General features: G+C 74.8%; 19 protein-coding genes. 3 read left to right on the top strand and 16 right to left on the bottom strand.

Features of this window, described 5'->3' with window-relative positions; all coding sequences use genetic code 11:
- Nucleotides 1–40: 40 nt before the first annotated feature.
- The 11 genes from ACUJ8O_RS07095 to ACUJ8O_RS07145 form a co-directional block, all read right to left on the bottom strand.
- Entirely contained in the window at nucleotides 41–895 is an 855-nt protein-coding gene (locus ACUJ8O_RS07095; RefSeq protein ID WP_228070732.1) for a hypothetical protein, read from the bottom strand.
- On the bottom strand, nucleotides 885–3,143 hold the full coding sequence (locus ACUJ8O_RS07100; protein WP_061873116.1) for a cytochrome c oxidase assembly protein: 2,259 nt from the start codon (nucleotides 3,141–3,143) through the stop codon (nucleotides 885–887). Before ACUJ8O_RS07100 ends, ACUJ8O_RS07095 begins: the two co-directional genes overlap by 11 nt.
- A 73-nt stretch (nucleotides 3,144–3,216) precedes the next feature.
- Nucleotides 3,217–4,629, bottom strand: coding sequence for a Dyp-type peroxidase (locus ACUJ8O_RS07105; RefSeq protein WP_061873115.1), 1,413 nt, complete (start codon nucleotides 4,627–4,629; stop codon nucleotides 3,217–3,219).
- On the bottom strand, nucleotides 4,616–5,245 hold the full coding sequence (locus tag ACUJ8O_RS07110; RefSeq protein ID WP_078025516.1) for a copper chaperone PCu(A)C: 630 nt from the start codon (nucleotides 5,243–5,245) through the stop codon (nucleotides 4,616–4,618). The genes ACUJ8O_RS07105 and ACUJ8O_RS07110 overlap by 14 nt, the downstream gene beginning before the upstream one ends.
- 103 nt (nucleotides 5,246–5,348) lie before the next feature.
- Entirely contained in the window at nucleotides 5,349–6,032 is a 684-nt protein-coding gene (locus ACUJ8O_RS07115) for a copper resistance CopC family protein (RefSeq protein WP_445373266.1), read from the bottom strand.
- Between the two features lie 110 nt (nucleotides 6,033–6,142).
- On the bottom strand, nucleotides 6,143–6,838 hold the full coding sequence (locus ACUJ8O_RS07120; protein WP_078025514.1) for a hypothetical protein: 696 nt from the start codon (nucleotides 6,836–6,838) through the stop codon (nucleotides 6,143–6,145).
- Nucleotides 6,839–6,988: 150 nt separating this feature from the next.
- Nucleotides 6,989–7,270: an HU family DNA-binding protein gene (locus ACUJ8O_RS07125; protein WP_002858339.1), complete on the bottom strand. Its 282-nt coding sequence runs from the start codon at nucleotides 7,268–7,270 to the stop codon at nucleotides 6,989–6,991.
- A 229-nt stretch (nucleotides 7,271–7,499) separates the two neighbouring features.
- Nucleotides 7,500–7,805 (bottom strand): 30S ribosomal protein S14, encoded by a 306-nt coding sequence (rpsN, locus tag ACUJ8O_RS07130; RefSeq protein ID WP_002858338.1) that lies wholly within the window; start codon nucleotides 7,803–7,805, stop codon nucleotides 7,500–7,502.
- Between the two features lies 1 nt (nucleotide 7,806).
- A complete protein-coding gene (gene rpmG, locus ACUJ8O_RS07135; protein ID WP_002858336.1) occupies nucleotides 7,807–7,974 on the bottom strand; it encodes a 50S ribosomal protein L33 in 168 nt (55 codons plus the stop codon).
- A 1-nt stretch (nucleotide 7,975) separates the two neighbouring features.
- Nucleotides 7,976–8,212: a 50S ribosomal protein L28 gene (gene rpmB / locus ACUJ8O_RS07140; RefSeq protein ID WP_002858335.1), complete on the bottom strand. Its 237-nt coding sequence runs from the start codon at nucleotides 8,210–8,212 to the stop codon at nucleotides 7,976–7,978.
- Between the two features lie 467 nt (nucleotides 8,213–8,679).
- On the bottom strand, nucleotides 8,680–9,435 hold the full coding sequence (locus tag ACUJ8O_RS07145) for a VIT1/CCC1 transporter family protein (protein WP_144869260.1): 756 nt from the start codon (nucleotides 9,433–9,435) through the stop codon (nucleotides 8,680–8,682).
- 167 nt (nucleotides 9,436–9,602) lie between these two features.
- Between ACUJ8O_RS07145 and ACUJ8O_RS07150 the strand changes: the two genes are divergently transcribed.
- A complete protein-coding gene (locus tag ACUJ8O_RS07150; protein WP_445373267.1) occupies nucleotides 9,603–10,886 on the top strand; it encodes an NRAMP family divalent metal transporter in 1,284 nt (427 codons plus the stop codon).
- Nucleotides 10,879–11,691 carry a putative hydro-lyase gene (locus ACUJ8O_RS07155; RefSeq protein ID WP_437366953.1) on the top strand — a complete coding sequence of 271 codons (813 nt, stop codon included), beginning with the start codon at nucleotides 10,879–10,881 and terminating at the stop codon, nucleotides 11,689–11,691. Before ACUJ8O_RS07150 ends, ACUJ8O_RS07155 begins: the two co-directional genes overlap by 8 nt.
- 22 nt (nucleotides 11,692–11,713) lie before the next feature.
- Here ACUJ8O_RS07155 and ACUJ8O_RS07160 read toward each other — a convergent pair whose 3' ends face one another.
- The 5 genes from ACUJ8O_RS07160 to ACUJ8O_RS07180 form a co-directional block, all read right to left on the bottom strand.
- A complete protein-coding gene (locus tag ACUJ8O_RS07160) occupies nucleotides 11,714–12,421 on the bottom strand; it encodes a GntR family transcriptional regulator (protein WP_002858329.1) in 708 nt (235 codons plus the stop codon).
- Complete coding sequence (locus ACUJ8O_RS07165; protein ID WP_445373268.1) at nucleotides 12,418–14,193, bottom strand: acetyl/propionyl/methylcrotonyl-CoA carboxylase subunit alpha; 1,776 nt, start codon at nucleotides 14,191–14,193, stop codon at nucleotides 12,418–12,420. Before ACUJ8O_RS07165 ends, ACUJ8O_RS07160 begins: the two co-directional genes overlap by 4 nt.
- Nucleotides 14,190–15,950 carry a 5-oxoprolinase subunit B/C family protein gene (locus tag ACUJ8O_RS07170; protein WP_138976814.1) on the bottom strand — a complete coding sequence of 587 codons (1,761 nt, stop codon included), beginning with the start codon at nucleotides 15,948–15,950 and terminating at the stop codon, nucleotides 14,190–14,192. Before ACUJ8O_RS07170 ends, ACUJ8O_RS07165 begins: the two co-directional genes overlap by 4 nt.
- Nucleotides 15,947–16,714 (bottom strand): LamB/YcsF family protein, encoded by a 768-nt coding sequence (locus ACUJ8O_RS07175; RefSeq protein WP_078025507.1) that lies wholly within the window; start codon nucleotides 16,712–16,714, stop codon nucleotides 15,947–15,949. Before ACUJ8O_RS07175 ends, ACUJ8O_RS07170 begins: the two co-directional genes overlap by 4 nt.
- 200 nt (nucleotides 16,715–16,914) lie before the next feature.
- Complete coding sequence (locus ACUJ8O_RS07180; RefSeq protein WP_136940400.1) at nucleotides 16,915–18,066, bottom strand: glutathione S-transferase family protein; 1,152 nt, start codon at nucleotides 18,064–18,066, stop codon at nucleotides 16,915–16,917.
- A 12-nt stretch (nucleotides 18,067–18,078) separates the two neighbouring features.
- Between ACUJ8O_RS07180 and ACUJ8O_RS07185 the strand changes: the two genes are divergently transcribed.
- The gene (locus ACUJ8O_RS07185) at nucleotides 18,079–18,894 is read left to right on the top strand and encodes an MBL fold metallo-hydrolase (RefSeq protein WP_036338768.1); all 816 of its coding nucleotides are present in this window, start codon (nucleotides 18,079–18,081) and stop codon (nucleotides 18,892–18,894) included.
- Nucleotides 18,895–18,934 lie beyond the last annotated feature (40 nt).

Below are 18,934 nucleotides of genomic sequence, written 5' to 3' on the forward strand. Positions count from 1 at the left end.
CGTCACAGGGGGAAAGACGACGCCGCCGGGCGGGTCCGGCTCAGTCGGCGGCCAGGGCGGCGGCCAGCATCTCCTCCGCGATGAGGGTGAACTCCTTGCGCCCGGCCTCGGGCCGGCCCACGAAGGAGACCATCACCACGGCGTCGGAGGTGACGGCGGTGAGCACCTGGGCCGTGAGCTGGGGCTCGGACTCCGAGGCCACGGTCCGCTCCCACACGAGGGCGGACTGCGCCGGCGTGCCGTCGGACAGCGGCGCGTCGGAGACCTCGAGGCGGTAGTCGACGGTCGCGTCCCCCTCCTGCACGGTCATGGTCATCTCGCGGCAGTCGGCGCGCAGGGCGTTGACGGTCTGGATGTGCCGCTCGACGTCCTGGCGGCCCTGGCCCGTGAGCCGGGCGACCTCCACGGTGCCCGTGCCCGTGAAGGTGTCGGCGCCGACGTCCACGCGCGTGGCCTCGGCCCCGTCGAGGGCGATCGGAGAGAAGTCCAGGGCGGTCAGCGGCGCCTTGCACTGCGCCGGCTGCACGGTGGTCCGGTCCGCGTCCGCACGCCGGTCCCGGGAGTCCTCGCGGGCCGCGTCGATCTCCTCCGCCGTGGCGGCCCGCTGCCGGACGAAGCCGAACGTGGCCGCACGCTCGGCCGCGGCCTCCGCCATGCGCTCGTCCTGACGGTCGCCCAGGCCGAGCCCCTCCGGGGCCGCCGACTCCGTGTGCACCGCGGTGCCGGCGTCGTCGTGGACCCCGTCCGCGGGCACGGACGCGGCGGCCGGATCGTTGTCCCCGGCCCCGCAGCCCGTCAGGGCCAGCAGGCCGGCGGCGACGGCGGCCACGAGGCGCAGCCGACCACGCCGGGGCGCGGCCGGGCGGCGGAGGGGACGGACACGGTCAGCGGACATCACGGGCCTCCTCGGGGCCGGTGGAGGAGTCACGGGCCGCGGGCTCGGCGCCGCTCGGGGCGTCGGTGGCCGGGGTGCCGTGCATGCGGGCATACATCTCGTTCCAGCGGCGCAGCTCCGCGTCGCCGTCGCGGTCGGCCTGCCGGTCCAGCCGGACCGCGTTCTTGCGGTCGCTGCGATACCAGAGCACGGCCACCATCACCGCCATCATCACGGTGGGGAACTCGCCGATGCCCCACATCACCGCGCCGCCGATGCGCTGATCCTCGAGGGCGGTGGGGCCCCAGTCGCGGCCCATGTTGCCGAACCAGGACGCCTGCAGCAGACCGGTGGAGGTGGTCATGGCGACGCCGATGAAGGCGTGGAAGACCATCGTGGCCATCAGGAGCACGAGCCGCAGGGCGTACGGGGGCCGGCGCGGCAGCGGATCCGAGCCGATCATGACCAGGGCGAACAGGAACCCGGTCAGCAGGAAGTGGACGTTCATGAACTCGTGGCCCACGTGGGTCTCCAGCGAGAACCGGAAGAAGTCCGTGTAGTAGAACACCAGGATCGAGCCGGCGAAGTTGACCCCCGCCACGATCGGGTTCGTGATGAACCGCCCCCACGGGGAGTGCACGATCCACAGGATCCACTCGCGGGGGCCGCGCGTCCCATCCGTGCGGGACGGCAGGGCCCGCAGCGCCAGGGTGATGGGTGCGCCCAGGACGAGGAAGACGGGACTGAGCATCGTCAGCGTCATGTGGCCCACCATGTGCGCGCTGAACAGGACGCGGCCGTACACGGCCGGGGACCCGGAGGTCGCCCACAGCAGCACGGCCAGGCCCGCGAGCCACGCGACGGTGCGCAGCACGGGCCAGCGGTCGCCGCGGCGGCGCAGCTGCCACACGGAGCGCAGGTACCAGAGGGTCAGGAACGCGATGATCGCGACCCACAGCCAGTCGAACCGCCACATCGTGATCCACCGGGCGCCCTCGAGGGCCGGCGGCAGCTCGTAGCCGGTGAGGATGCGGGCCGGGGAGGCGTCCGGCGCGAGCTCCTCCGGCACGGGCGGGGCCGTCCGGGAGAGCACGGAGGAGACGCCCATGACGGCGCCCATGATCACGGCCTCCACGGCGATGAGCTGCCACAGCAGGCGACGCGCGGGGGCGGGGCTGGGACGGTCCGGGCCGGCGTCGAGGCGGGGGATCACCCACCGGCGGTGCAGCAGGCCGATCAGGCCGAGGCCCAGGGCCGCCAGGAACTTGGCCGACACGAGGATGCCGTAGGGGCTCAGCAGCTGGGCCGGATCGTCCATGCGGATCGACGCGTTGACCACGCCGGACAGCGCCACCGTGACCAGGCCCAGCCCGGCGAGCACGGAGTAGCGGGTCAGGACCGTGTGCAGCAGGGGCGCCGGGCCCTGCCGGCGCAGGCTGCGGCCCCGCCCCTGCGCCCCGTTGGGCCCCACGAGGGTGTCCGAGATCGCGACGAGCACGAGCAGTCCGCCCACCCACACGACGACGCCGAGCAGGTGCAGGCCGATCGAGTTCACGGCGCCGGTGTGGTCGTCACCGCCCGCCGCGTGCCCGATCAGGGCCAGGGGCACGAGGGCGAGCATCGCCAGGATGCCGGTCCAGAACAGGCCGTTGTGGGAGCGGACGGCGATCGCCAACGTGGTCACGACGGCGGCGATCACGGTGACCCAGAACCACGCCTGGCCCACCGAGATGCCGACCACGTAGGCCGCCAGGCCGTCCGTGAAGCCCTGCCCCGCCGTGACGGGGATGCCGGCGAGATCCGAGTAGGACAGCACGCCGACGGCCAGCGCGGCCACTGTCCACACGCCGGCGCTGACGGCGGCGATCCGCATCACGCGGGTGAACGCGGGGTGCTCGGGCAGCGGTGCGGCGTCCGCGTCCTCGCGCCGCTGCCGGGCGGAGCGGTGCCACCGTTCCGTGCCCGCCGCGTGGGGCGGCAGGACCCCGGCCGCGAAGATCAGCGCGGCGATGGTCAGGGACATCGCCACGTTGGAGACGAGCTCCCCCACGGGCACGCCCCAGCGGGTGATCCACCCCGGGTCGGAGAGCTGGCGCGCGGCGGTGACGCCGGTCAGCCAGCCGGCGGCGGCGAGGCCGGCCGCTCCCGCGGCGGCCACGAGCACCCAGATCCACCGGGGCACTCCGACCGGCCCCGACGGACCGGGGCGGGCGGCGTCGTCGTTCTCGGCGGGATGGCTGCCCCGGGCGGGGGCGGTGGCGGCGGACATGGGGTCCATCCTCTCAAAGCATGCGGACGCCCGGCGACGACGGGAGCGGCCCCGCCGTCGTCGGGCCCCTGGGTCAGGCGAACAGGGCGTCGCCCACGAACCCGCCCTCGGCGCAGCCGGGCGGGATCGCGAAGACCGCCGAGCCGACGGGCACGGTCCACAGGTTCAGGTGGTCCGACTCCGCGAGCCGGGCCTGGACGGGGACGAACTGTCGGTCCACGTCCGCCTGGTAGGCGGCGAAGATCAGGCCGGAGCCCGCCTCCAGCGCCCCGCGCGGGTCGTCGTAGTTGTAGCCGCGACGCAGCATCCCGTACTCGGGCTCCTCCCCGCGGGCCCGCCGCAGGTGCGCGATGTCCGAGATGACCGGGAAGCCCGTGGGGCCGACGGCGTCGAAGTCCGGCTCGTCGTGCTCCTGCTCCCCCGTGAGGGGGGCGCCGGTGCCGAGGCGACGGCCGATGACCTTCTCCTTGGCCGGGCGGTCGAGCTCGTCCCACGTGTCCATGAGCATCTCGATGCGCCGGATCACCACGGACGTGCCGTCCGGGATCCACGGGGTGACACCCACCTGCTCGGCGCCCACGCCCCACACCACGCGGTCGAGGTGCGGGGTGTCCGCCGCCGGGTTGCCGGTGCCGTCCACCTGCCCGAAGAGGTTGCGCATCGTGGTGCCGGTGGGGTGGGCGCCGCGGGCGGAGCGGAAGCCCTCCTGCACCCAGCGCTCGGTGGCGAACGGCCGGGCCGCCTTGAGGAGCATGCGCCGGGTGTGGGCCACGGACATCCGGTCGTCGCCGCAGATCTGCAGCAGCAGGTCGCCGTCGCTGAACGCGGGGTCCAGGCGGTCGATCTGCTCGAACGCCGGCAGCGGGCGCAGCCAGGCCGGGGCCCGGTCCGGGGCCACGCGGCGGACGAGCTCCGGGCCGAAGCCGAACGTCACGGTGAGCCGCGCGGGGGCGGCGGCGAGCTCCGGCTCGGTGTCGGCGATCGTGGCGCGGCCCTGGGTCAGACGCGCCGCGTCGTCGGTGAGCAGGCGCAGCATCCGCTCGATGCGCACCCGGTCCGCGTCCTCGCGCAGGTCGAGGGCGAGGAAGACGGCGTGGGCCTGGGCGGGGGTGTCGACGCCGGCCTGGCGCGGCCCGTGGAACGGCACGGTGTCCGTGCCCACGGGCGAGCTGACGGCCACCCGGGCGGCCTGGCCGCCGGGCTCGGCCCAGCCGGCCCGGCCGACGTCGCCCTCGATGCCGGTGTCGCCCATGACCTCGGAGGGCGAGGCCCCCGCCCCGGGCGCGGCGGACGCGCCCGGGGCGGTCGAGGCCGACGCGTGGCCGGCGCCGTAGCCGAGTGCCGTGCCCAGCAGGCCGCCGCCCACCGCGCCCGCCCCGAGGAGCAGGCCGCGGCGGGAGGGGCCCCCCGGGGCCGGGCGGGCGCCCTCGCGCCCGCCCGACCCGTGGTGGTCGTCCGGCCGGACGGCGGGGTCAGTGGTCGGCATGGTCCTCCGATTCGTGGGACTGGCCGCCGTGGTACGACTCGTTGGCGCCGGTGAAGGGCCGGACCACGGAGGTGACCTCGAGGGTGGAGCCGTCCTCCAGCTCGAGGTCGTAGGTCACGTCCTCACCCGGCTCGATCGGGTCGGTCAGGCCCATGAACATCACGTGGTTGCCGCCCGGGGCGAGCTCGAGGCTCCCGCCCGCGGGCACGGTGAAGCCGTCGGGGCTCTCCTGCATCACCATCTGGCCGTCCTCGCCGGAGACCATCTCGTGGAGCTCGACCGTCTCGCCCAGCTCCGAGCGGACGCCGACGATGTGCAGGTCCTGGTCCGAGGAGTTCTCGAGCATGCCGAAGGAGCCGGTCATGCCCTCCTCGGTGGCCTTCGTCCAGGGGTCGGTGATCGTGAGGCCGGCGGCCTGGCCGTCCGCGGTGGACGCGGCCGGCGAGGCATCCGAGGCCGGGGCGGCGTCCGTGGCCGGCGCGACGCTCGAGGCGTCCGACGCGCTCGGGGCGGAGCCGGCGTCGTCTCCGGCGCAGGCCGTCAGGCCGAGGGCGGCGACGGCGAGCACGGCGGCGGCGCCGAGGCGGCGAGGGGCGCGGGGAGAGGTGGTGGTCACGTCTGTGGGGTTCCTTGTCAGGCGGGCGCGCGACGACGCGCGGGGCGTTCGGGCGCGCGAGGGCGGGGCCGGCCCCCTCAGGGGGCCGACCGGGGATCGGAGGTCAGCGGCCGTCGTCGAGGTGGCCGAGCGCGCGGGCGCGGCGGCCCATCAGGAGGAAGGCCACGACGAGCACGGCCAGGCCGGCGATGCCGGCGACCCACACCCAGGCGGGCAGCGCGTCGGTGTCCGCGGGCTGCGCGGCGTCGGAGGCGTCCGCCTGCGCGGTCGCCTCGGCCGAGGCGGCGTCGCCCTGACCTGCCGCGGCCTCCGGGGAGGCGGCGGTCGAGGCCCCGGCGACGGCGGTGCCGCAGCCCTGGGGCGCGGTGCCGGCGGCCGGTGCGGCCGGGTCGTCCACCGCGAAGTCGAACGAGCGCTCCTCGGAGTGCCCGTCCGAGTAGACGACGCGGTAGGCGACCTCGTAGTCGCCGTTGGGCAGCCCCTCGCACAGCGGCGCGGAGAAGGTGGAGCCGTCCACGGTGCCGGCAGCGGACTGCCACTGATTGCCGTCGGCGTCGCGGACCTGCAGGAGGTTCTGGATGCCCTCGCCGTCGATCAGCTCGCCACTGAAGGTCAGGGAGACCTCCGACGGCGCCGTCGTGGCCGTCTCGCCGACTGCGGGGGCGGTCCGGATGAGCTCGTCGTGCGCGGCCGCGGGGGCGGCCCCGGCGACGACGAGGGCGGGCAGCAGGGTGAGTCCGGCGGCGGCGCGAGCGGCGCGGCGGACAGGGGTGGTCTGGTGATGCATGGTGGTGTCCTCACGGGTCTGCCGCGGTCCCGGACGGGAGTCGCGGGCGGACCGTTCCGAAGGGTCGTCGGGCGCGGTCGGGCCTCGAGACGCGGACGGAGCCGGCGTCCTCAGGCCGCGAGGGCGAACGGCGGGCCGCGCCGCCCCGGAGAGCTGAGGAGGGCGAGGGACGTCGCCGGACGGAGCGCCGGCGGGACGGGGACCCGGACGCGGGCCGGCGTCGGCAGGGGGCCGTGCGCGGCCGGCGGCGGGCAGACGGCGGCCACCACGCGTTCGGCGATGGTGAGCACGAGGGCCTCGCCGCGCCGCAGCACCAGCACGGTGAGGACCGCGGCGATCACATGGGCCGCGAGCATGCGCAGGTCGGTCAGGTGGCCGGTGGGGGCGCTGGACAGGGCCTCCCCCGGTGCCAGGAGGGCCCCGGTGCCGGGACGGGCGTGGCCGAGGTGGGCCGGGTCGACGCCGGCGGCAGGCGCCACGGCGGGCCCGCCGGCGGCGAGCCCGTAGAGCACGTGGAACAGCCCCTGGGCGATCGCGACGGCCGCGGCGGTGCGCCACAGCGAGAGGGCGCGGCCCGCCAGGGCGGTGCAGAGCGGGGCGGCGAGGACGGCCGCGAAGGCGACCACGCCGACCTCGGGGAACCCGTGACCGGGCTCGGCAGCGGTGTGGAACAGCGCGGCCAGGGCGGTCATCGCCAGGGCCCCGGCCCAGCCCCGGGCCAGACGGGCCGGTCCACGCACGACGCGCGGACGGGGGTCCTCGAGGCCGGACGGGGCCCACGGAGCGGCGGCGACGGCGCTGCGCATGCCACGACTCCTCTCCTCACGGCCCCGGTCCACGTCGGCCGGACGATCGTCCGCCCATCCTACGCGGCCGGAGACGACGACGGGCGCCCCACCCGAGGGTGGGACGCCCGTCCTGCGGCGTGGGTCCGGAGACGCGCGCCGCGGCCGGGATCACTCGGAGGCGGCGGCCTTGAGCTTGGAGCCGGCGGTCACCTTCACGGAGTGGCCGGCCGGGATGGTGATCTCCTCGCCGGTGCGCGGGTTGCGGCCGGTGCGCTCCTTGCGCTCGGTGCGCTCCACGGCCAGCCAGCCCGGGATCGAGACCTTCTCGCCCTTCTTGACCTGGGCGGTGAACACCTCGAAGAGGGCGTCCAGCACATCGCTGACGGCGGCCTGGGTGTTGCCGGAGCGCTCGGCGACGGCGGCGACGAGTTCCTTGCGGTTCATGGCCATGGGTCCTCCCTATGGGACGTCGGTTACGGTTCCCGGGCCGTTCGGACCGGGCTGCCAGTTGTGAACGTACCACCTCTCCGCGGGCGAATCGCCCCCTGAACCGCGAGAATCCGCGATTTCCCGTGACCCGGGCGGCCCTGATCCCCGAGGCACGACGACGGCGGCGCCCCTCCTGAGGAGGGACGCCGCCGTCGCGGTGGTGCCGAGCGCCCGGAGACCGGGCCTCAGGTCACCAGGAGGACTTGGTCACGCCGGGCAGCTCGCCACGGTGCGCCATGTCGCGGAAGCGCACGCGGGAGATGCCGAAGCGCTGGAAGGTGCCGCGGGGGCGACCGTCGATGGCGTCGCGGTTGCGCACGCGGACCGGGGAGGCGTCGCGGGGCAGCTTCTGCAGGCCCAGGCGGGCGGCCTCGCGGGCCTCGTCCGACGCGTTCGGGTCCACGAGGGTCTTGCGCAGCTCGAGACGCTTCTCGGCGTAACGGGCCACGATGGCCTTGCGCTGCTCGTTCTTGGCGATCTTGGACTTCTTGGCCATCTCAGCGCTCCTCTCGGAAGTCGACGTGCTTGCGGACCACCGGGTCGTACTTCTTCAGGGTGATGCGGTCCGGGTTGTTCCGGCGGTTCTTGCGGGTCACGTAGGTGAACCCGGTGCCGGCGGTGGACTTCAGCTTGATGATCGGACGAACGTCCTTGTCCTTGGCCATGTCAGAGCTTCACTCCCTTCGCGATCAGGTCCGCCACGACGGCGTCGATACCGCGCACGTCGATGGTCTTGATGCCCTTGGCGGACAGCGTCAGGGTGACGTTGCGGCGCAGGGAGGGGACCCAGTAGGTCTTCTTCTGGATGTTGGGGTCGAACCGGCGCTTGGTGCGACGGTGCGAGTGGGAGATGCTGTGGCCGAATCCCGGCCCAGCCCCGGTTACCTGGCAGTGAGCTGCCATGATCACTCCTCGTGGCAAGTAGTAGTAAAAGGACGGGCGGAACCCGCATGGCGGCGAGCCGCGGACCTGTCCGCGGACACCTGTTGTGAGCCCCGCCCCGGGTGTGGACACCGCACTCTTACTGCGACTTCTCGAAAAGGGGGACCAGGCTGGGTGAGAGCCAACCGAAGTTCCTTATGGGATCGCTGGTGTGGACGGTGAGCCCCGGTCCGTCCTGAGGACGTCCCGGGATCCGGTCTGCGGGAGCGCGTTGCTTTTCCGACCCGCCGTCCGCCCGGTCACCTGACCGATGGAACGACGAGAACAACGCGGCGTGCGCCGTCCCACCTTACGCGAACCGTGGGCGTCGCTTCAACTCGGCGGGGGCGCCTGTGGTATGCGCACGGTCCTCGGCCCCCAGGGCCGCTCCGCTCGTCACGGCTCGGCGCGGCCACGGGCGCGGGGCAGGCCCACCCCTCCGGCGTGGATCAGGCGACCGACGCCCCCAGCAGCGAGCCCACCGCGAAGGTCAGGCCGAGCGCCAGGGCGCCGCCGAGGACGACGCGCACGGCCGCCCGCAGCGCGGGCGCGTCGCCGAGCCGGGCCCCGACCCAGCCGGTGACGGCGAGGGCCAGGAGGGTGACGCCGAACGTGAACGGGACGCGGAGGCCCACCGGCGCCAGGACGACCGTCAGGAAGGGCAGCAGCGCGCCCACGAGGAACGCGAGGAAGGACGCTCCGGCGGCGGCCCACGGGCTGACGACGTCCTCCTCCGCCATGCCCAGCTCCATGCGCAGATGCGCGGCGAGCGCGTCCTTCTCGGTGAGCTCCCGCGCGGCGGCCTCGGCCGTGGCCCGGCTCAGGCCGTCCGCCTCGTAGAGCTGCACGAGCTCCTCCAGCTCGCCCTCGGGATCCTCCTCGAGCTCACGGCGCTCCTTGGCGATCAGCGACTTCTGCGAGTCGGAGGACGAGGAGACGGACACGTACTCGCCCAGCGCCATGGAGAAGGCGCCGCCGACCACGGCGGCGGCGCCGGCCAGCAGGATCGGGGTGAGCGCCGTCGTCGCGCCGGCGACACCGACGACGGTGGCGGCGACGGACACGATGCCGTCGTTGGCGCCGAGCACACCCGCGCGGAGCCAGTTGAGGCGGGCATGCACGCCGCCGGCGGCGTGCGGCTCGTCGGGACCGCCCGGCGGGAGCTGATCGGCCAGGGGCGAGGACTGTTCAGACGTGTGCGACATGTCTCCATGGTCGCGGCGCGGGGCGGGGCGCGCCAGGCAGGTGAGGCGTTCCTTCGGACGGGGTGCCACGACACTCGCTCTTCCTGTTGCCAGGATTGTTCAACAACAACTACCGTCTCCCCAGCGCCTCGTGACGCCCGTCACCTCGCCTGGCGCCCTCGACGAAGGTGACCACCGTGTCCCACGCAGACATCCCCCACGCCGGACCGGACGGCTCGACCCCCTCGGGCACCGCGCCGAAGACCGACTCCCGCGCCGCGAGCGCCACCCGGCGCACCGCACTGCTCGGCGCCATGTTCCTCATGGCCACCTCGGCCATCGGCCCCGGCTTCATCACGCAGACCGCCACGTTCACCGTCCAGATGGGCGCCGCGTTCGCGTTCGCCATCCTGGTCTCGATCCTCATCGACGTCGCCGTCCAGATGAACGTGTGGCGCGTCATCGGCGTCTCCGGCATGCGCGCCCAGGAGCTGGCGAACCGCGTCCTGCCCGGCCTCGGCTGGGTCCTCGCCGCGCTCGTGTTCCTCGGCGGCATGGTCTTCAACATCGGCAACATCGCCGGCACCGGCCTCGGCGCGAACGCCATGCTCGGCGTCGACCCCCTGATCGGTGGCGGCGTCTCCGCGCTCATCGCGCTGTTGATCTTCCTCTCCAAGCGCGCCGGCGTGGCCCTGGACCGGATCGTGGTGGCGCTCGGCGCCGTCATGATCCTGCTGATGCTGTACGTGGCCATCACCTCCGCCCCGCCCGTGGGTGAGGCCCTGCGCCAGTCCGTGATGCCGGAGAAGGTCGACTTCTTCGTGATCGTCACCCTCGTGGGCGGCACCATCGGCGGCTACATCACCTACGCGGGCGCCCACCGCATGATCGACTCCGGAGTGAAGGGCGTGGACGACGTCCAGGACATCACCCGCAGCTCCGTGGCCTCGATCCTCGTGACCGGCCTGATGCGTGCCCTCCTGTTCCTGGCGATCCTCGGCGTCGTCGCCTCGGGCGCGGTCCTGTCCAAGGACAGCCTGGCCGCCTCCGCCTTCCAGGCCGCCGCCGGCGACATAGGGCTGCGCATGTTCGGCATCGTCCTGTGGGCCGCCGCCGTGACCTCCGTGATCGGCGCGTCGTACACCTCGATCAGCTTCGTCACCCGCTCCACCACGAGCGTCCGCACCCGCAACCTGCTGACCGTCGCGTTCATCGTGGTCTGCACCGCCCTCTACCTGGCCCTGCGCCAGGCCCCGCAGACGCTGCTCGTGTTCGCCGGCGCGTTCAACGGCATGATCCTGCCGGTCGGCTTCGCCGCCCTCCTGTACGTGGCCTGGCGCCGCCGCGACCTGCTGCACGGCTACCGCTACCCCGGGTGGCTGCTCGTGATCGGCGCGCTCGCGTGGATCGTCTCCGTGTTCATCGCGGTGCGCGGGTTCATCCCCATGGTCGAGATGATCACCGGTGCCTGAGATGACCACGACGACGCCGCTGCCGCCGCTGGACGGCGCCACGACCCCCGCGCAGGCCCGCGAGCGCTTCCGCGCGGGGCTCGTGCGGCCGACGTCGGGGATCGCCGACGGCTACGCGCAGGCGAACCTCGTCTCGATCCCGCAGGACCACGCCTACGACGTCCTGCTCTTCGCCCAGCGCAACCCCCAGGCCCTGCCGCTGCTCGGCGTGTTCGAGGCCGGCGAGGTCAACGGCCCCGCGCTGGACGGCGACGTCCGCACGGACGTGCCGCAGTACGTGGTGTACCGCGACGGCGTGGAGACGGACCGCCCCACGGATCTGCTCGACGTGTGGCGGGACGACCTCGTGACGTTCGTGATCGGCTGCTCGTTCGCCTTCGAGTCCGCCCTGGTGGCCGAGGGCATCCGGATGGCCCACCAGGACGCCGGCGTGAACGTGCCGATGTACCGCACCACGCGGCGCTGCGCCTCGGCGGGCCGCCTCTCGGGCCCGCTCGTGGTCTCGATGCGCCCCCTCCCCGCCGACCGCGTGGCCGACGCCGTGCGCATCACCTCCCGCTACCCCGCGGTGCACGGCGCGCCCGTGCACGTGGGCGACCCGGCCGGCCTCGGGATCACGGACCTGTCGGCACCGGACTTCGGCGACGCCGTCGAGGTCCCGCAGGGCCACCTGCCCGTGTTCTGGGCGTGCGGGGTGACGCCGCAGGCGGCGATCATGGAGTCCCGCCCGCCGCTGGCCATCACGCACGCGCCCGGGCACATGCTCATCACGGACCTGCCGGACCGGATGTTCCAGGTCCCGTGACCGTCGGGGCCCGGGGAGGCGGTCAGTCCCCCACGGCGGCGAGGTGCGCCAGGACGAACTGCTCCGCCTCGTCCAGGTAGTCGCCGAACATGGCGTGCACCGCGGGGAGGTCGCCGGCCAGCAGCCGCTCCACGATCCACCGGTTGCGGTCCGCGAACTGCACGTGCAGGCGCGTCTGCTCGTCCATGGGATGGAACGCCAGGCGCACGCGGGCCTGCACCGACGCCATGAGCCGCGTGAGCTCGGGGGCGCCGGCCAGGTCCACGATGCCGACGTGGACGCGATGGTTGGCGTCGCCCAGGACCCGCGCGGGGGTGTCCGGGCCGCCCGAGAGCAGGTCCTGGGCACAGCGCAGCTGGCGGGCCGCGCCGGGGGTGAGCTCGCCGTGTTCGAGGGCGCCGAGCTGGATCACCCGACGCGTGCGGTACAGCCCGCGCACGTCCTCCGGACCGGGCGCCGCCACGAACACCCCGCGGTGCGGCCGGCGCTCCACGAGGCCCTCCGAGGCCAGCATGGTGAACGCCTCGCGCAGGCTGTTGCGGCTGACCTGGAGCTCGGCGGCCAGCGCCACCTCTCCCAGCCGCTCCCCCGGCACGAGCCCGGCCGCCGCGATCCGCTGCCGCAGCTGTGCGGCCGCGGCCACGGGGGCCGGAGCCGGGGCGGACTCCCCGCCGCCGACGCCGGGCGCGAGGCCTTCCCCGGTGACACCGCCGCGCGCCGGCACCGTCACGCCCCCAGCCGGGCGATCGCCTGGCCGCGCGTCACCGAGGCCGGGGTCTCGGCCACGAGGAGCTGGATCCGGCCCGCACGCGGGGCACGGATCGGCGTCTCCATCTTCATCGCCTCGACGATCGCGACCGTGTCACCCTCGGCCACCTCGGCGCCGTCCTCGACCTTCCACGAGGCCAGGGTGCCGGTGACCGGCGAGGCCACGGTGCCGTCGTCGTCGGGCTTCCCGGCGTCCGCGGCGTCGGCCGGGGCCGCGGCACCCGCGCCGCCGCCTCCGAGGAGGGCCGCGTACAGATCGGCGGGCAGGCCCAGGCGCACGGCGCGGCCGTCCAGCTCGACGGTGACGGCGGTGCGGCCGCCGGCGGGCACCTCGGCGCCCAGGTAGGGGGACTCGGCCAGCGGCTCGGCGAACTCGGACTCGATCCACGTGGTGTAGACGCCGAGGCGGTCCCCCGAGGTGAAGGCGTCCTGCTCGAGCACGGCGCGGTGGAACGGCACCACGGTGGGCACGCCGTCGATGCGCAGCTCGGCCAGGGCGTCGCGGGCGCGGGCGACGGCCTGGGCGCGGTCCTCGCCCCACACGATGAGCTTGGCGAGCAGGGAGTCGTACTCGCCCGGCACCACGGAGCCGGTGCGGACGCCGGAGTCCATGCGGACCCCGGGGCCGGTGGGGGCCTCGAACGCGTCGATCGGGCCGGGCACGGGCAGGAAGCCGTACGCCGGGTCCTCGGCGTTGAGGCGGAACTCGAGGGCGTGGCCGCGCGGCGTCGGGTCCTCGGGGATGCTCAGCGGCTCGCCGGCGGCGACGCGGAACTGCTCGCGCACCAGGTCCACGCCGAAGACCTCCTCGGTGACCGGATGCTCCACCTGCAGGCGGGTGTTCACCTCCAGGAAGCTGATGAGGCCGTCCGGGGCCACGAGGTACTCGACCGTGCCGGCCCCGGTGTACCCGGCGGCGCGGCAGATCTCGCGGGCGGAGGTGTGGATGCGCTCGCGCTGCTCGTCCGTGAGGAACGGCGCCGGGGCCTCCTCCACGAGCTTCTGGTTGCGGCGCTGCAGGGAGCAGTCGCGGGTGCCGAGCACGGCCACGTGGCCGTGCTCGTCGGCGAGGACCTGGGCCTCCACGTGGCGGGGGCGGTCCAGGAAGCGCTCCACGAAGCACTCGCCGCGCCCGAACGCGGCCACGGCCTCGCGGACGGTCGCCTCGAACGCGTCCTCGACGTCGCCGAGCTCACGCACCACGCGGATGCCGCGGCCGCCGCCGCCGAAGGCCGCCTTGATGGCGATCGGCAGGCCGTGCTCCTCGGCGAACGTGCGCGCGGCGGCGGCGTCCGGCACGGGGCCGTCCGAGCCCGGCACGAGCGGGGCGCCCGCCTGCCGGGCGAGGGAGCGGGCGGTGATCTTGTCCCCGAGGGCGCGGATCGCGTCCGGCGACGGGCCGATCCAGGTCATCCCGGCGTCGATCACGGCCTGCGCGAAGTCGGCGTTCTCGGAGAGGAAGCCGTAGCCCGGGTGCACGGCGTCGGCGCCGGCGCGGCGGGCGACGTCGAGGACCGCGTCGATCTTCAGGTAGGTGTCCGCCGAGGACGCGCCCGGCAGGTGGAAGGCCTCGTCCGCGACGGCCACGTGCAGGGCGTCGGCGTCCGGATCCGAGTAGACGGCGATCGAGGCGATGCCGTGGTCGCGGGCGGCGCGGGCCACGCGCACGGCGATCTCGCCGCGGTTGGCGATGAGCACCCGCGTGACGGGGCGGGCGGCGGGGGTGGTGGTCATGCGGGGGTCTCCTCGGAGGGCGATGCGGAGTCGACGACGGTCTCGGCGCCGGGGCGGGGATGGGGGACGAAGCGGACGCGGGCGCCCGGCGGCAGCTGGGCCGCCAGGCTGAGGTCCGCGCGGGCCACGACGCCGATCACCGGGTAGCCGCCGGTGACCGGATGGTCGGAGAGGAACAGGACGGGCTCACCCGAGGGCGGCACCTGCAGCGCGCCGCGCACGGCGCCCTCGGACTTCAGCTCACCTTCGCGCACGCGCTCGAGCGGTGCGCCGTCGTCGGGGGCCGTGAGGCGCACCCCGATCCGGTCGGTCTGCTGGCTCACGTCCCAGTCCTGCGTGAACAGCCGCTCCAGGCCCGCCTCGCCGAACCAGTCGTCGCGGGGGCCGGGGACCACGCGCAGCACGGCCACCTGGCCGGGCGCGGGCATGGGGCGCAGCGAGGTCTCCGGGTCCCCCACCATCACGACGCCGGCCTCCTCCGAGGCGGGGGCGCCGGCGGCGGTCGGTCTCGCGGCGGAGGCGCCGGCGGCGCCCCTCGCATCCGGGCCGACGCGGCGGGCGAGGCGGTCCCCCGCCGTCAGCGGGGCGGGGCCGAGCCCGGACAGGGTGTCGGTCGAGCGGCTGCCGAGCACGGGCGGCACGTCGATCCCGCCCCGGAGGCCCACGTACACGCGCAGGCCGCCGACCGGCTCGTCCACCGTCAGCGTCTGGCCGTCCAGCACGACGAACGGGCTGCGGGCGGGCACCCGTCGCGCGGCGCCGTCGGCCGCGGTGATCGTCCCGCCGGCCTCGGCGCCGGCCAGGGCCATCACCTGGTGGCCGTGCGCAGCGAGGGTGAGGCCGCCCAGGACGGTCTCCAGCACCGCCTCGCGTGAGCGGTTGCCCACGAGCCGGTTCGCCTGGCGTGCCGCGTCCCGGTCGGCCGCGCCGGACGCGACGACGCCGAGGTCGCCCAGGCCCGGGCGGCCCAGGTCCTGGACCAGGGTCAGGAGCCCCGGGTCCACGACGGTGACGCCGCGGCGGCCGGCCACGGACGGGAGGCCGGCCGCGGCGTCGGCGGGCGGGGTGGCGTCGACCGCCGCGTCCGTGCCGGAGGTGACGGACGCCGTCGGGCGCACGGGGACGTAGCGGACACGGTCGCCGGGCTGCAGCAGGGCGGGCTGCTCGCGGCCGAGGTCCCACAGGGCCGCGGTGGTGTGCCCGAGCAGCTGCCAGCCGCCGGGCGAGGTGCGCGGGTAGACGGCGGAGAAGGCCCCGGCGACGGCGACGGCGCCCGCGGGGACGGCCGTGCGGGGCGAGCTGCGGCGGGGCGCCTCGAACGGGGCCGCTTCGGAGGCGCAGTACATGAACCCCGGCGCGAAGCCGCCGAACGCGGCGAACCAGTCGGCCTCGCTGTGGGCCCGGATGACGCCGTCGACGCCGAGCCCGGTGAGCCGGCCGACCTCGGCGAGATCTTCGCCGTCGTAGACCACGGGGATCTCGACGATCCGACCCCCCGTCACCTCACCGGCGTCGGGGGTGAGAGTGCTGACCCGCGGTGCGGCGTGCTCGGCGGCGGCCTGCGAGGTGAAGGTCACCAGGACGGTCGCGGCGGCGGCCATGACCTGGCGCTGGCCGCGCTCCGGGTGGGCCGTGAGGTGGGCGTGGACGGCCATGACGTCCTCGAGCGAGGCGCACTCGACGAGGAAGCCCTGGGTGCCGACCCAGCGGATCGGGCGGGCCGGCGGCTCGGCGGCGGGGTGATGTGGGGCGCTCATGCGAAGGCCTTGATGGACACGCCCGCGCCCTCGAGCGCGCGGCGCACGGCCGCGGCCATGGCCACGGCGCCGGGCGTGTCGCCGTGCAGGCAGATGCTCTCGGCGTCGACGCGCACGTCCGTGCCGTCCACCGCCGCGACGACGCCCTCGGTGGCCAGGCGCACCATGCGGGCGGCGACGTCGTCCTCGTCGTGGAGGACCGCGCCGGGCTCGCGGCGGGAGACGAGCGTGCCGTCCGGGTTGTAGCCGCGGTCCGCGAAGGCCTCGGCGACGCCGCGCAGCCCCGCGGCGGCCGCCTTGTCCAGGGCGACGGAGCCGGGCAGGAGCAGCAACGGGAGGTCGGAGCCGAACGCCCTGACGCCGTCGACGACGGCCTGGGCGTGCGCCTCGTGACGGACGATCGTGTTGTAGAGGGCGCCGTGCGGCTTCACGTAGCGGACCTGGCCGCCGGCCGCGCGGGCGAGCGCGTCGAGGGCGCCGATCTGGTAGAGGACGTCATCGGCCAGCTCGGTGGGCGTGCAGTCCAGGAAGCGGCGGCCGAATCCGGCGAGGTCGCGGTAGCCCACGTGCGCGCCGATCGTGACGCCGGCGGCGACCGCGTCACGGCAGGTCTGGGCGATCCCCGAGGGATCGCCCGCGTGGAAGCCGCACGCGACGTTGGCGGAGGAGACGGAGGGCATGATGGCGGCGTCGTCCCCCATCGTCCACGAGCCGAAGGACTCGCCGACGTCGGAGTTCAGGTCGATCTGCGGCGCGTGAGACACAGTGCAGTCCTCTCGGATCGGGCCCGGCTGAGGTGCCGGTCACACAATCTTGAGGCATGAAGGATGATTGTTCAACAATCCTCGCCGCGTCCTCCTGGCGCTCACCCGGTCCGCACCCCAACGCGGGTTGAGTTATCGCGGGTGTCCAGCCGCGCCACCCGCGATAACTCAACCCGCGTTGCGGGCCGGGCCGGGCGACCTCACCGCAGCGGCGTGTGCTCCGGGTCCACGCGCTCGCCCTCGCGCACGGGCCCGGGTGCGGTGCCGCCGCCCCACGGGTCCCCGCCGAACGCCTCACGCCCGTGCTCGCTCAGCCAGCTCGCCAGCTCCGGGCCCGCGGGCACGATGCCCGTCGGGTTGATGTCCTCGTGCACCACGTAGTAGTGCTCCTTGATCTGCGCGAAGTCGATCGTGTCGCCGAAGCCCGGGGTCTGGAACAGGTCCCGCGCGTAGCCCCACAGCGCCGGCATCTCGGTCAGCCTGTTCCGGTTGCACTTGAAGTGCCCGTGGTACACGGGGTCGAACCGCACGAGCGTGGTGAACAGCCGCACGTCGGCCTCGGTGATCCGCTCCCCCATCAGGAAGCGGCGCGTCGTCAGGCGCTCCTCGAGCCAGTCCATCGCGGTCCACAGCCGCTCGTACGCGGCGTCGTACGCCTCCTGGGACCCCGCGAAGCCGCACCGGTACACGCCGTTGTTCACCTCGGTGAACACGCGCTCGATCACCTCGAACATCTCGTCCCGCTCCGGCCCGGCGTCGGGGATCAGCTGCGGGGCGCCGTCGCGGTGGAACGCGGTCCACTCCGTCGAGAGGTCGAGGGTGATCTGCGGGTAGTCGTTGGTCACGACGCCGCCCGTCGGCACGTCGACGATCGCCGGCACCGTGATGCCCCGCGGGTAGTCGGGGAACCGCGTGAAGTAGTTCTCCTGGATCCGCTCGGTGCCGAGCACGGGGTCCTTCCCGCCCTCGTCGAGGTCGAAGGTCCAGGAGCGCTCGTCGTGGGTCGGCCCCGGGGTGCCCAGCGAGATCGCGTCCTCCAGGCCGAGCAGGCGACGCACGATGATCGTCCGGTTCGCCCACGGGCACGCCCGCGCCGCCACGAGCCGGTAGCGGCCCGCCTCGACGGGCCACGCCTCGGCCCCCTCGGTGAGCCCGCCGCCCACGCGGCCGACCGTGGACGGCTCGGCCACGGGCAGGGCCCGCACGGCCTCCGGATCCGCCACGATCCGGTCCGCGATGTAGTTCGTGTCCCGCGTGAACTCCGCCCCGGACTGCACGTAGTTGCCCGTGAGCCCCTCGCGCGTGTCGATGGTGCCGCGGTCCGCGGCCTGGCCGGTCTGCTGGTTCTCCATACACTCGAGCGTATGACCACGACCACCGCCACACCCGGCCCCACGCCCGCCCCGCTGGTGCGCTGCGTGACCGCCCAGAACCCCTCCCCGATGACCCTCGCGGGCACCAACACGTACGTGGTCGCCGCACCGGACTCGGATGCGGCCGTCGTGGTGGACCCGGGCCCGGAGGACGACGTCGCCGCCCACCTCGAGCGCGTCCGTGCGGCGACCGAGGGGCGCCGGATCGCGCTCATCCTGGTGACGCACCGGCACGCCGACCACACCGGCGGGGTGGACGCGTTCCACGCGGCCACGGGCGCCCCCGTGCGTGCCGCGGACCCGGACTGGTGCCGCGGCGGGGCCGCCGTCCTGACGCCGGACGAACGGATCGACGTCGCCGGCACCCCGGTGCTGGCGTGGCACACCCCGGGCCACACCTCGGACTCCTACTCGTTCGCCGTCCCGGACGCGGGCGCGCACGGCGCGGTCATCACGGGCGACACCATCCTCGGCTCGGGCACCACCATGCTCGACCACCCGGACGGCACCCTCACCGACTACCTGGCCAGCCTGCGCCGCCTCGAGGCGGCGGGCCCGCTCACGGTGCTGCCTGCGCACGGGCCCGTGCCGGAGCCGCTGGACGTCGTCGCCCGCGACTACCGGCACCACCGCGAGGGCCGCCTGGAGCAGATCCGCGCCGCCCTGGCCGCGCTGCCCGAGACCGAGGCGGCGACGATCACACCCGAGGACCTGGCCCCGCGCATCTACCCCGGCCTCACCGGCACCGTGGCCCGCGTGGCCGTCCAGACGGTGGCCGCGCACCTGCGCCACCTGCGCGAGGGCTGAGCCCCTCCGCCGCGGGCCCGGTCCGCACTACGCTGACCTC

The sequence above is a fragment of the Micrococcus sp. EWR3.9.1 genome (assembly GCF_052615555.1).

Excerpts from the sequence above, each read along its gene's own strand:
- ACUJ8O_RS07100 (WP_061873116.1), bottom strand. The coding sequence starts at position 3,143 with ATGTCCGCCGCCACCGCCCCCGCCCGGGGCAGCCATCCCGCCGAGAAC.
- ACUJ8O_RS07095 (WP_228070732.1), bottom strand. The coding sequence starts at position 895 with ATGTCCGCTGACCGTGTCCGTCCCCTCCGCCGCCCGGCCGCGCCCCGG.
- ACUJ8O_RS07125 (WP_002858339.1), bottom strand. The coding sequence starts at position 7,270 with ATGGCCATGAACCGCAAGGAACTCGTCGCCGCCGTCGCCGAGCGCTCC.
- ACUJ8O_RS07105 (WP_061873115.1), bottom strand. The coding sequence starts at position 4,629 with ATGCCGACCACTGACCCCGCCGTCCGGCCGGACGACCACCACGGGTCG.
- ACUJ8O_RS07165 (WP_445373268.1), bottom strand. The coding sequence starts at position 14,193 with ATGACCACCACCCCCGCCGCCCGCCCCGTCACGCGGGTGCTCATCGCC.
- rpmB (WP_002858335.1), bottom strand. The coding sequence starts at position 8,212 with ATGGCAGCTCACTGCCAGGTAACCGGGGCTGGGCCGGGATTCGGCCAC.
- rpmG (WP_002858336.1), bottom strand. The coding sequence starts at position 7,974 with ATGGCCAAGGACAAGGACGTTCGTCCGATCATCAAGCTGAAGTCCACC.
- ACUJ8O_RS07120 (WP_078025514.1), bottom strand. The coding sequence starts at position 6,838 with ATGCGCAGCGCCGTCGCCGCCGCTCCGTGGGCCCCGTCCGGCCTCGAG.
- ACUJ8O_RS07180 (WP_136940400.1), bottom strand. The coding sequence starts at position 18,066 with ATGGAGAACCAGCAGACCGGCCAGGCCGCGGACCGCGGCACCATCGAC.
- ACUJ8O_RS07170 (WP_138976814.1), bottom strand. The coding sequence starts at position 15,950 with ATGAGCGCCCCACATCACCCCGCCGCCGAGCCGCCGGCCCGCCCGATC.
- ACUJ8O_RS07185 (WP_036338768.1), top strand. The coding sequence starts at position 18,079 with ATGACCACGACCACCGCCACACCCGGCCCCACGCCCGCCCCGCTGGTG.
- rpsN (WP_002858338.1), bottom strand. The coding sequence starts at position 7,805 with ATGGCCAAGAAGTCCAAGATCGCCAAGAACGAGCAGCGCAAGGCCATC.
- ACUJ8O_RS07145 (WP_144869260.1), bottom strand. The coding sequence starts at position 9,435 with ATGTCGCACACGTCTGAACAGTCCTCGCCCCTGGCCGATCAGCTCCCG.
- ACUJ8O_RS07115 (WP_445373266.1), bottom strand. The coding sequence starts at position 6,032 with ATGCATCACCAGACCACCCCTGTCCGCCGCGCCGCTCGCGCCGCCGCC.